The organism is Paenibacillus sp. P4_E11 (assembly GCF_056401635.1).
This window is the reverse complement of record NZ_JBFUIX010000026.1, coordinates 59,458-72,102: the sequence shown is the minus strand read 5'-3', so window position 1 is coordinate 72,102 and position 12,645 is coordinate 59,458. Positions and strand designations below refer to the sequence as shown.

Here is a 12,645-nt window from a genome sequence, read left to right as displayed (position 1 = left end):
CTTGTGTAAAATTAAGGATGAATAAAGCGTTTACAAATAACAAAGGAGGTCTACTAAACAATGAAACGATCCACACAACGCTTGTCAGCTGCGGTATGCACGATCCTTGCGGCAGTCTCCATTGCAAGCGGTTGCACAAGTGAGAAAGCGACGACTGAGGGGAATGGGACAGCCACTCCGCCTGCTGCCCAAAGTGGCATGGGAGACTTGACCAAGAAGCAGGACATTAGTTGGTTCGGTCGTGGTGCTAGAGGCAAGATTGAGGATGGAAATTTTGTTCAGAAGATGATTGAGGAGAAGTTCAATGTTAAGCTGACGAACAAGAAGATCGATGTCAACAACAAGGACCAAGTTACCTTGATGTTCGCATCCGGTGAAATGGCCGATGCGATGTACAACAATGCGATTGATGCGTCCAAATACTACCGGGACGGTCTGCTTCGCAGCATACCGAAATCGATGATTCAGAAGTATGCGCCCAAATACTCCAAAATGCTGGATGAAAGCCCTGGTGGTTGGAACCTGAACAGAGCCCGGGACAAAACGGACGAATATTATTCGATGACCGGTATTTCCCAACATGTTGATTCTCTTCAGTGGGGGCAAGTGTATCGTCTGGACTGGTTGGAGAAATTCGGAATCAAGCCGAAGGGAGAAGCGGTTCCGATCGGAACTTCGGATGGGAAGGAACGGGTTTACTTCACGAAAGAAGCTTTCACATTAGAGGAAGAAGCCCAGATGTTCGATCGCTTCGTTAATGGTGATCCGGATGGAAACGGCAAAAAGGACACATTTGGACTAACCATGAACAATCAAAGCACGAAGCAGTGGGCGACTACGTATTTGGGAGCATTCGGTCTAGGGGAATTGGGTACTTACAATATGATGGAGGACGGCAAACTAGTCGAAGCCTCCATTTCCAAAAAATATAAGGAGTTTTTGAAACTCTTCGCCGATTGGCACAAGAAGGGGTATGTTGATCCGGAATTTACGACGTCGAACCTTAACAAGAGCTGGGAGAAATTTGCGGCAGGCAAGTTGGGCTCCGCACAAGTTTCATTCTTATTAGCTACATTGGTTCCAGGTTATACTACCCGTCCTCCAGGCAACCTGCTCGAGAAAGATCCGAATGCGAAAATATTGTTCACCCCTCCTGTCATCGGGGCGAACGGTCAGCAGGGTGCATCTGCCGCTCGCCCAGTCAATAGCCTGACTTATGACTTCATCATCAGTAAAAATGTGTCCGACGAGAAGCTAGCCCGCATCTTGCAAATCTTCGATTATATTAACTTCGACAAGGACGGTGCTGTTCTTACGTCATTCGGGGTGGAAGGAAAGCACTTCAAATGGGAAGGAGTTCCCTACCAGTCAGCTGCAGTTGCTTTGGATGGCATCTTACCGGAGGGTAACACAGGTCTCACTTACTACAATCACGTCAACTACACGGACGAGTTCCTTCCTTACATGTACCCGAAGGAGACCGTTAAGCTAATTCGCGAGTATTTCGGAGCGAAGGACCTCGGAATGAAGAAACAGCTTCGTCCCTACAAGTTCGATCTGTATGAAGAACAGCCACCGTTCGATTCTAATAAACTAACCAAGATTCTCACGATCGGGACCGAGTATATGTTCAAAGCGATCGCTAACATGCAGGATATCGATTCCACTTGGGATGCATATGTGAAGAGTTGGAATGACAATGGCGGTAAGGATTGGCTGGAATACTCCGATAAAGCACCGAAAGTCGAAGATTTACGAGCAGGAGCCAAATAACTATATAAGGGGCGGTTGTCGCAGGGAACCGCCCTACTTTCGCAAGGAGTGGACATTGCTTGTATGCCAAAACTAAAGAAAAGCCACATCCGCTGCTGACTCAAGTAGTACGGATGAAATGGCTGTATATCATGCTACTTTTACCAGTCATTCAATTGTTCATCTTTCACTATGCGCCGATGTATGGGGTGTTGATTGCATTCAAGGATTACAGCGTTGGCAAAGGAATTTGGGCTAGTCCCTGGAATAACTTTGCGCATTTCCGGGCGCTATGGGATGACTTCATATTCTTACGTGCGCTGCGCAACACCCTGATCATCAATGGGTTGAAGCTAGTATTTGGATTCCTTGCACCGCTCTTATTCGCACTTCTATTGAACGAGATTGGCAAGCAACGGTTCAAAAAGTTGGTACAAAGCGTCTCCTATCTGCCTCATTTCATGTCTTKGGTCATTGTGTCCGGAATGATCACGGAAGTGTTGTCACCGCAAAGAGGGATTATTAACTACATCGTGACCTTGTTTGGCGGAGATCCTACCAATTTCTTGGCGGATCCCCGGTATTTCGTGCCCATCTTGATCATAAGCGACATCTGGAAAGAAATCGGCTGGGGAGCGATCCTCTATCTCGCTTCGATTGCTTCCATCTCGCCGGAGCTCTATGAAGCAGCAGAAGTAGACGGGGCCAACCGCTATCACCGAATGCGATTTATTACGCTTCCGTCGCTTGTACCGGTTATTACGATCCTGTTTATTTTACGGATCAGCAACATTCTGGATATGGGTTTCGACCAAGTGCTTAATATGTACAATCCGGTTGTGTATGAGGTGAGTGATATATTAGATACTTACGTATACCGGACTGGACTAGTCGATTTCAATATGGGTTATTCGGCTGCCGTAGGCTTGTTCAAAAACGCAATTGGCGTCGCGCTTCTCCTCGGTACCAATGCCATTATCCGAAAATATAACGAGCATGGGGTGTGGTAATATGGCGCGGACGCACGTAGGTACTGCCCGGTCGCATGGCCGGACCGTCAAGACAACCAGTCGAATGGGATCATTCCTGTTCGAGCTGTTCAATTATTCATTTATGTTATTCATAACCTTGTCCATCGTATACCCGTTTTGGCAGTTGGTCATCTTGTCCTTCTCCGGATCGGTTGATGCCACGACACTTGGTTTTCATTTCTGGCCTACAACATGGAAATGGGATGCGTTTCGTTTCGTGTTCGGCTATGAGGATGTGATGCGCGCTTATTTGAATTCCATACTCCGGACGGTGATTGGAACCCTGTTCATGCTTTTCTTTACGATAGTCGCCGCCTACCCGTTGGCCAAGCGGGGGTTGCCGTTTCGGACGGGCGTGACCATTTACTTTCTGATTCCGATGTTTTTCTCGGGAGGGATGATCCCCACTTACCTGATTGTGAAGCAGCTTGGTCTGATTGACAATTTTCTCGTGTATCTTCTTCCGGGTGCGGTTTCGATATTTAACGTAATCATTATGCGCAACTACTTCATGACGATCGATCCGGCATTTGAAGAATCCGCTTTTATGGATGGGGCAAGTTATCCGACGTTATTACTCCGTATTATATTGCCAATCAGCCTCCCGGTGATCGCTACGATCGCGTTATGGTCTGCCGTGTATCACTGGAACTCATGGTTCGACGCTATGATCTATATCCGATCGGATAAGCTGGCTGTGATTCAGTTAATCATGCAGCAAATGCTTGCTGCCGTGAATGAACAGGCTGAGGATTTGGCTACATTCACAAGTCAATCGAGGGCGCAGTTAACGATGAACAATGTAAGGGCAGCCGTATCCTTGTTGTGTATTGGCCCGATCGTGCTTGTCTATCCCTATTTGCAAAAGTATTTTATCAAAGGCATTACGCTAGGGTCTTTGAAAGGGTAGAAGTTAATTCCGATGAAGGTGAGTGAGCAGGATGAGAAGATCGATGGCTAAGTTAATGGTAGGGTTCTTATGCGCGATGCTGTTATGCACATCTATGATTCCTCTTTCCGCTCAGGCAAACGGGGGAGGTCCTCCGGGAGGCTTAGGAGAGACAACCGCCAAGCTGCTGTTGGCGATTAACAGCTTGGAACAGTCTGGAGATATCCAGTCCACATTCGCCGGTAATTTGAGGTATCGCATCCAGATTATCGACGTGTTGCTCGGACAAGGCGCTGACCAGCAAGCCGTCGCTTATTTGGACGATTTCCTGAACCAAATCCGCGATCCATCCGTGTTGCAGCAGCAATTAATCTCGGCCGCCGCCGCGTCGGCCTTGGAACGTATTATTGCGGGTGAAGACGAGACGAACCCTACTGGTCCATCCGTAACGGTTGTTAGTGGTGGTCAAGCCATGGCAGCGATCATTCTCCCATCGAATGCCACTACCCTGGAAAGCCAATCGGCCACAGAGCTCAAGGATTATATCAAACAAATCTCAGGTGTAGAGCTCCCGGTTACGGCAAGTGTCTACGGACCCTCTACTGTCAAAATATACGTAGGTGGAGCCCCCGCCTCGATGTTGGATCCGATTCGAGCAGGTGGCGACGATCCCGCTTCCTTCCGTATTGTAGCAACACCGGATTCGATCTATCTGACCGGACTTTCCGATCAAGGGACTGCATATGCAGCCTATGAACTACTGGAACAGCTAGGTGTTCGCTGGTTTGCGCCAGGACCCTACGGTACGGTTGTCCCGTCTGCAAGCACGGTATCCATCCTGATCCAGGACACCATCCAGCACCCTGGCTTCAGCACCCGTCGGCTGCAAGGGATTCCCGGTTACCCAACGGGGGGTGCGCCAAGTGTGTTCAATGCGACAGAAGCCGCGCAATGGGGCATTTATAACCGATTGGGCGGCGACAACTATGGAAGCCATGGTTTTCCATGCACGATCAAGAATACGGTTCGTCCCGACCTATTCATGGTCGAGAACGGCAAGGTGACAGGTCAATTCGACGTGTCGAAGCCTGAAGTCCTTACCTGTGTTGTTAATGGAGCACTGGCCAAACTTCAACAAACCCCGAATTTAGAATATGTGAGCATGGGACCGAATGATGGAGGGGGTGAAGGGGACAGCCCGTGGGATGCGGGAGATTATGACCCGTTTCAAGGGGAGATCTCGACTACGGATCGGTACGTACGTTTCTATAATCTCGTCATCGCAGAGTTGGAGAGAGCCGGGTACCCTAATGTCGGAGTCGCGACTTACGCCTATAGCCGTTATACGAGACCGCCGGTCCGGGAAATCCCAAATCCGAAGATTTTACCGATTCTGGYCCCGATTACAGTTGAACGGATACACAGTCTCGACAATCCACTCTCTTGGGAGCGCCAGTATCTGAAGCAAATCGTCGACGGCTGGTACGCGCTTGGAGTTCCACTTATGTACCGAGGTTATCTGTACAATCTTGCTGATCCCGGAATGCCCTTCCCCATGATCAAGCAGGTTGCGTCCGAGTTCAAGTATTATCACGACAAGGGAGTCGAACGTATGCGGGTCGAGACTTTGCCCGCTTGGGGGTATCACGGTCCTGCGCTATATTTGGCCACCAAGATGATGTGGAACCCCGACTTGAATGTGGAGCTGACGCTCAACGATTATTTCACGAAATACTATGGGCCGGCGGCTATCCCGATGCGAACTCACTTCAATCTGCTGGAGGACGCCTACGCTAATGCGGATTACTTCGCAGGCGGCATGTACGATTTCTCGCACATCTTAACGGTGGAGCGGCTGCAGTTGATGGAGACTGCACTGCTTCAGGCAGAAACTGCAGCGGCACAGTCTGGCGATGCAGCTTATGCGGCTCGAGTGCATACAACTCGAATCGCGTTTGATTATGGCAAGACGTTCATGGGGATGATTGCTTCGTTTAACCGATTCGATTTCGTCGAAGCCAAACGCTTGTACGATCAAGTCAATACGCTTTCCTTGAGCGCCCTTTCCAATAAACCGATTGCGCTTGCCCCTACAGCTTGGAGTTACATCGAGCGTTTCTTCGGCAAGATGATGAAGCAAGGCTACGAACGCGTAACGAATGGCAATCAGATTGTAGCGACGTTGCCTGACGAATGGAGGGCTATGCTCGACCCATTGGGCGGTGGAGCACAGATGGGACTCTGGAAGCCGACTCTTGGCGATGAGTCGTGGATGAAGCTCAAGACGTCTTCACAGACTTGGTCAGACCAAGGCCTGCGCTATTACAAAGGCGATGTCTGGTATCGAACGAAGGTGGATGTCCCGGCTTCCTTCAGTGGTAAGCAAGTCAAGCTCTGGCTCAGCAGCATTGATGAGTCTGCTCGTGTCTGGTTGAATGGAACGGAACTAACGAACACGGCTAAGGGGAAGGCGCTCGGATCTCCATGGGAATTTAACGCCACCCCAGCAGTACGGTTCGGAGAAACCAACGTACTCGTGATTGATGTGACGAATAAAATCTTAGACGAGCTCGGTACGGGCGGAATCATGGGACCTGTCGTACTTTGGAGTCCGGGACTGTAGAGGAGGAGCGCAAATGGAAGTGAAGAAGGATCATAATCAAGAGGTAGGAGCCGAGTTGGATAGCCCCGAAGTGGTTGGTTCCGTTTCCCGTCGAGCCTTTCTTGGTAAATTGGGAGCCGCAGGTACGGTGCTTGCGGCCGGAGCGATATTGCAAGGCGCAACGTCAAGCGTCTATGGCAGCACAAGCAGCACAACTGTGACCCAGTCCGTGTACGGCGGCGGAGGAAGCACGACTTGCGCGACACTCATTAAGGTTACAATCGCTGATTTGCGCACCTATGCCAGTCCTAGTGTGAACGAATTGTACGAGGTGACCAATTCTGGTCAGGAAGGCTTCTTTTACTATGATTCACTGGATACCACTACGGTTGACAATACGGGTACAGTGTTAGTCTCAACGGCCGGCGCAAGGTTTAAACGAATTTATGAAGGCACATTGAACGCGCGGTGGTTCGGTGTGAGCAACAATGGGACGGATTGTTACAACGCCTTGAAGCAAATGGCTATCACGATTTCCGGCATGATCTCTGCAACGGTCCTGTTTCCACCCGGCACCTACCGGATTGACAAGTATAAGATAACCGGCGGCCCTGGCGCGAATGGAATAACGGATATTACCTATAGCAATTGCAAGGGACTTTCGCTGATCGGTTACGGTGCCGTGTTCGACATCAAAGGGGATTTCCATCGTCCGAGAGATTATGAGGCGAACGGATTTAAGTATAGTTACTCTTGCAGTGTCGTTCCGTTCCGATTCAGCGCATGTGATCAATTGTCCGTGGAAGGGTTCGAGCTGGACGGCAATGTAGATCTGATGACGAGGGATACCGGCGTCGTGGAGGCCAAATGTCCGGGCATATTGACGAGCAGTTGCACCAACTACACCTTCAGGAATCTGGACATCCATCACTTCATGTCAGACGGGTTGTATCTGGGTGGCTCCAATACCAAATGCGACCGAAACGCTTTATTAATGAATGTGAAATCCACCTACAACGCCAGGCAAGGCATAAGTGTCATCCAATTGGACAAAGGACAGTTCATCGATTGTACATTCAGCGAGACAGGGAAATCGGCTGGCTCGTACGGGTCACATGCTCCCGGTGCAGGCTGCGATGTGGAGCCCAATTTCGATACACCTACGATCGATGTAAGAACGAACGGACTTTCCTTCTTGAATTGTACGTTTGAGAATAACACGGGAAGTCAGTTTGTTTCCGCTGTCGGTGGGAAGGTCGAGAATATTTATTTGAACAACGTGAAGCTGGTATCTTCTTCCAGTGGATCAAGCGTTTACGCACTTATCCTGGCTATTAATAACGCCGTTATCGAGAATTCCTATATGGACTTGAAGAACGGGGTTGTTTACCCCACATTCGGTGTTCCGAATACGCGTACAACGATTCGAAATTGCAAAATTATTTCCTATTCGCAAGGCCTTTCTACTACGAGCAGCGGGGATGGGGGCATTCTGATCGAGAATTGCGAATTTATCGGGTCGCACACTTCGGCATTCTCCAGTTACTTCCCGTATATATTGAACAGTAATGTGATCTTTCGCGGAAACAGCGTATTCATTCCCAAGGAGGCATACGGCGCTGCTTCCTTAACGTTCCAAGTCGTGACACAAATGAAGGTAGCTCTAGCCGAAAACAATTCCTTCCGAACGGATCTGGTGCCTACGGCTAATGAGCATTTTGCAGTGAATTACATTGGAAGCGGCAGAGTGTCGAATGATCTTTACATATCCGGCACTGCATTCCGGCCTTCCTACAACTCTACATTCCCGACGGCCTATCCCTATTCAACAGGGACTGCTAATTTGGGAATACCCGCTTATCCTACTTCCGGACGGCCTGCCGGCTACAAAAATATGATGATCATCGACACGACTTTGAACTCGATCATTTGGTTCGACGGTGGGAGTTGGAGAAACGCGATGGGCACCATCGTATAAGCCGCAAATCGAAGGGACCGCGATCGCGCACTTTGCCTGCGGTCCCTTTTTCTTCTAGGAGGGTGTAACGTTCATGAATTATGTGGCGTTGGGAGATTCTATCACGGCACGGCGTGCAGAAGTTAAGGTGTATTTTGAAAGGCTGCAAGGAGACGGGCTGCCATTTACAGAAATGATTAACAGTGGAATCGGAGGATGGAAGACTTCTGATTTGCTGCTTCAATTGGACAGCAAATGTTTGTCATTCCGTCCTACTGTCGTCACACTCATGTTGGGGRCGAACGACCATACAATTTATAAGGAAACGCTCGAGCCGGCTGTATCCCTCGCTGATTTCGAATCGAATCTGGTCCATATCGTCGAATCTATCGTCCGTATCGATCACGGGGAAGTATTCAATAGAGGACACCCACAAGTTATCTTAATGACACCCCCTTATGTAGCTTCTTATTTATTGGGAGGTAGTGACCTGAATCAGGCTAGACTGCTCCAATATTGTGAAGTCATTAAGAAGGTAAGCCAATGGCTGAATACCGGGTTTGTTGATATCAACACGATCACGGGAACTGCCACCGATTGGGCTGACACCCCATACTTCGAGAACTATACGCATCGTAACGATGGGGAGCACTTGAACAGCTTAGGGCACCAGATCATTCATCCACACATTACAGCGGCGATCCGGAAAGCCATCGATGAGGGAGAATTGAAATAGGAGGCAGCAAAGGTATGGACAGAAGTTGGACATTTAACGAATGTGATCAAAAACTAGCACAGGAACTACGCACGTTTCTCCCCAACTCCATATTCGACATTCATGCCCATATATACCGTAATGTCGATCTCAACACAGAAGGGACAAGTATTTGGACTGGAGGGCCGCAAGAGGTATCGATTCAGGCTTGGAGAGAGCATCTGTCCGCAATTGTGGGGGAGCATCGGTTGGAAGGCGGGCTTTTTTTTCCTGTTCCTATGCTTACGGCGGATCTGCGCAAACAAAATGAATACTTGATCAGTCAGCTGGAACAGGCACCGTCAAGCAGAGGGTTGCTCCTAGTTACCCCTGATGATGATCCGGAGGAGATTGCCGCTTATGTCAATCACCCACAAATTACCGGATTCAAAATTTATCATATATACAGTAAGGAAAAGCCGACATTTCAATCATCTCTCACCGGTTTTTGTCCGGAGTGGATGTGGGAAATGGCCCATGAGCGCAATCTCGTTATCATGTTGCATCTGGTCAGAGACTTGGCGATTGCCGATCCGGATAATGTGCGTGAAATCCGCGAGAAATGCACTCGGTTTTCGAACGTCAAACTTGTGTTAGCCCATGCTGCGCGATGCTTCCACGGACCAAATGCGGCTAAAGGGATAAGCGAGTTAAGAGGATTGGACAATGTGTGGTTCGACACGTCGGCCATTTGCGAACCGGAACCGTTGAAAGTTATTTTGCAACAGTTCGGCCCTCACAAGCTGATGTGGGGTAGCGACTTTCCGATCTCGCAAATCCGCGGGAAGTCCGTCACGGTGGGGGACGGATTCGTGTGGCTGGATCCGGATTTCTGCCAATGGAACCAAGCGGCTCAATTGGGCCGTCCTGTTCTGGTAGGCATCGAATCACTTCGGGCGCTGCAGACTGCTGCAAACGACATGGGGTTAAATGAAGAAGATTTAAACGCTATTTTCTACCAAAATGCAGTCGAGCTGCTTGGCCTGGAGGAGGTAGAACCTCTTAATCGGACACAGGAGCTTTATCGTCATGCCAAGAAGCGTATACCTGGAGGGGTGCAACTGCTTAGTAAAAGACCGGAAAATATGGCGCCAGACAGATGGCCAGCCTATTTCCGGGAGGCGCGAGGCTGTGAGGTCTGGGATCTGGACGGGAAGCGCTATTACGATATGTCCACGAACGCTGTCGGCTCCTGCTTGCTCGGCTATCGCGATCCTGATGTGACGCAGGCTGTCGTGCGCAGGGTGAACTTAGGCAGTATGTGCTCCCTTAATCCACCGGAAGAAGTGGAGCTCGCAGACATACTCTGTGAGATTCATCCTTGGGCGGAGCAAGTTCGCTTCACGAAAGGCGGCGGAGAATCGTGTGCGGTTGCGGTCCGGATTGCCCGGGCGACGACGGACCGCTCTCTTGTGGCCGTCTGCGGGTATCATGGCTGGCACGACTGGTATTTGTCGGCCAACCTCGGGGAGAACGACGCATTGCGTGGACATTTGCTGTCTGGATTGAACCCGTCTGGCGTACCTCGGGAATTGCGCGGAACAGCCCTGACGTTCAAATACAACGATCAAGCAGCTCTAGCGTCAATTATAGATCAATACGGTGACCAACTGGCTGCTGTTATTATGGAGCCTTGCCGTAATGGGGATCCGGAAGCCGGATTTCTAGAATATGTACGTGCAGCAACGCGGCGGTGCGGGGCCATGCTTATCTTTGACGAAGTATCGATAGGGTGGAGGCTGGTTCATGGCGGTGCGCATTTGAAATTCGGCGTAACGCCGGACATTGCCGTATTCGCAAAAGCAATGGGAAATGGCCACCCGATCGGGGCCGTAATTGGGACGAAGGAAGCGATGGAGGGGGCGCACGAATCGTTTATCAGCAGCACCAATTGGACAGAGAGTATCGGTCCCGCAGCTGCAGTCACTACGATCAGCAAGCTCGGAAGACTAAATGTGTCGGCTCATGTAGAACGGATCGGTACCCAAGTTATGGATAGTTGGCGACGTCATGGTGCAGCTTATCAGCTCCCTGTCCATACAGAAGGTGCCTATCCATGCCTAGCTCATTTCCATTTTCTACATGAAGAGTCAGAGAAAATGCGTACCCTGTACACCCAGTTGATGCTTGACCGCGGCTTCTTGGCGGGGACATCCCTATATCCGACCTATGCTCACAACGAGGAGATCGTGAATCTGTATGACTTGGCGATTGAAGAAGTATTCGCAGAGATTTCCGATGCTTTGCGAACCGGAAGTCTGGATGGAATATTGAACGGCAAGGTGGCTATGAGCGGATTTCAACGTTTGATATAAGGGTTCGAATGATTTTAAGGAGGCAGGGCAATGAAACAACAAGATCAAGTTCCGACCGGTTCGGGTTACCAGATTCAACTGGAAACGATTCATTCGGGATTTTCCCCAACGCATTGTTGGGTACATCCAAGGGCAGGTGTTGTTCCAGGCGAGGTGCCTGCCATTGTATTGACCATGCAAGTTAATAAGTTAACAGGAAGTGACGTATTCGGGGTTTTGAATGAAATGAGAACACATGACATGGGAAAAACATGGGTAGGTCCGATCGAACACGACTCACTAGGCAGGCGCCAGTTGAATGATGGGATTGAAGTGGCCATCAGCGATTTTACGCCAACTTGGCATGCAGCTACGGGGAAGTTGCTTGGGACCGGTCATACCGTTGCTTATAAGGGGGATCAGATCCACAGGCCTGTCAGAGATACGGTGTACTCCGTATATGATGAGCATTCGTATCGTTGGTCGGACTGGAAGACCGTGGCGATGCCGCGACAATTTCTCACCTCGGGTGCAGGCTGCACGCAGCGGGTTGATCTTGAGAATGGGGATATTCTGCTGCCGGTTTACTACACGAATAATGAACACAATCTCAGCCGTCTCCGCTTATTCGCTACGGTTCTGAAATGTCGCTTTGATGGACAGACCCTACGTTATGTGGAGCATGGCACGGAACTCCAACTAGATCGGAATCGGGGTTATACAGAACCTTCCTTAACATGGTTTAAAGGCGAGTTTTTTCTGACGCTTCGTTCCGACGATCATGGGGCTGTAGCCAGAAGTGCAGATGGGCTGCAGTATAGCGATCCGCAAGTGTGGAAGTGGGATGACGGAACGAACGTGCCTACTTACAATACACAGCAGCATTGGGTTACCCATAGTGATCGTCTCTTTCTAGTGTACACGCGAGTTGCGGAACATAACGGCCATGTGTTTAGACACCGCGCCCCGTTATTTATGGCAGAGGTTGACCCTGTTCACCTGTGCTTGATAAGGGATACGGAGACGATTCTGGTGCCAGATCGGGGAGCGGGTCTTGGGAATTTCGGCGTGGTGAATGTCAATGAACGGGAGACTTGGGTGACGACAAGTGAATGGATGCAAAGTGGCGGCGAATGGGGTCAAGAGATGATGCGAAAGCTCAGAGAAAGATTCCCTGAAGAAGAGCTGGAGCCTCTTGCTGACACTCCGTACATGAGTGCTGCTATTCATAAATACGGTAGTGATAATGCTGTGCTTGTTGCCCGGATCCTGTGGGATGATGCCAAAGGGTAATGATAAGCAAGAATGAAATTTGATGGAGATGAGAGGTGCATGAGCACAAATATGAAGGTGAGAAAAGAGCTAT

The 12,645-nt window shown here is 49.8% G+C and carries 8 protein-coding genes; all 8 read left to right on the top strand.

Translation table 11 applies throughout. The features are described 5' to 3' along the window. The first annotated feature begins 60 nt into the window (after positions 1–60). The 8 genes from AC1DWB_RS12815 to AC1DWB_RS12780 all read left to right on the top strand — a co-directional run bounded on the left by AC1DWB_RS12815 (position 61) and on the right by AC1DWB_RS12780 (position 12,572). A complete protein-coding gene (locus AC1DWB_RS12815; RefSeq protein ID WP_477541458.1) occupies positions 61–1,773 on the top strand; it encodes a type 2 periplasmic-binding domain-containing protein in 1,713 nt (570 codons plus the stop codon). Positions 1,774–1,832: 59 nt separating this feature from the next. Continuing rightward, positions 1,833–2,762, top strand: coding sequence for an ABC transporter permease (locus tag AC1DWB_RS12810; protein ID WP_477541457.1), 930 nt, complete (start codon positions 1,833–1,835; stop codon positions 2,760–2,762). A 1-nt stretch (position 2,763) separates the two neighbouring features. Further along, a complete protein-coding gene (locus AC1DWB_RS12805; RefSeq protein WP_477541456.1) occupies positions 2,764–3,693 on the top strand; it encodes a carbohydrate ABC transporter permease in 930 nt (309 codons plus the stop codon). Between the two features lie 43 nt (positions 3,694–3,736). Continuing rightward, positions 3,737–6,295: a DUF4838 domain-containing protein gene (locus AC1DWB_RS12800; protein WP_477541455.1), complete on the top strand. Its 2,559-nt coding sequence runs from the start codon at positions 3,737–3,739 to the stop codon at positions 6,293–6,295. Positions 6,296–6,308: 13 nt separating this feature from the next. Beyond that, on the top strand, positions 6,309–8,252 hold the full coding sequence (locus tag AC1DWB_RS12795) for a right-handed parallel beta-helix repeat-containing protein (protein WP_477541454.1): 1,944 nt from the start codon (positions 6,309–6,311) through the stop codon (positions 8,250–8,252). Between the two features lie 73 nt (positions 8,253–8,325). Beyond that, positions 8,326–8,967, top strand: coding sequence for an SGNH/GDSL hydrolase family protein (locus tag AC1DWB_RS12790; RefSeq protein WP_477541453.1), 642 nt, complete (start codon positions 8,326–8,328; stop codon positions 8,965–8,967). 14 nt (positions 8,968–8,981) lie between these two features. Further along, positions 8,982–11,300 (top strand): aminotransferase class III-fold pyridoxal phosphate-dependent enzyme, encoded by a 2,319-nt coding sequence (locus AC1DWB_RS12785; protein WP_477541452.1) that lies wholly within the window; start codon positions 8,982–8,984, stop codon positions 11,298–11,300. A gap of 30 nt (positions 11,301–11,330) precedes the next feature. Continuing rightward, positions 11,331–12,572, top strand: a complete 1,242-nt coding sequence (locus AC1DWB_RS12780) for a hypothetical protein (RefSeq protein ID WP_477541451.1) — start codon at positions 11,331–11,333, stop codon at positions 12,570–12,572. Positions 12,573–12,645: the final 73 nt, after the last annotated feature.

Excerpts from the sequence above, each read along its gene's own strand:
- AC1DWB_RS12815 (WP_477541458.1), top strand. The coding sequence starts at position 61 with ATGAAACGATCCACACAACGCTTGTCAGCTGCGGTATGCACGATCCTT.
- AC1DWB_RS12795 (WP_477541454.1), top strand. The coding sequence starts at position 6,309 with ATGGAAGTGAAGAAGGATCATAATCAAGAGGTAGGAGCCGAGTTGGAT.
- AC1DWB_RS12785 (WP_477541452.1), top strand. The coding sequence starts at position 8,982 with ATGGACAGAAGTTGGACATTTAACGAATGTGATCAAAAACTAGCACAG.
- AC1DWB_RS12780 (WP_477541451.1), top strand. The coding sequence starts at position 11,331 with ATGAAACAACAAGATCAAGTTCCGACCGGTTCGGGTTACCAGATTCAA.
- AC1DWB_RS12805 (WP_477541456.1), top strand. The coding sequence starts at position 2,764 with ATGGCGCGGACGCACGTAGGTACTGCCCGGTCGCATGGCCGGACCGTC.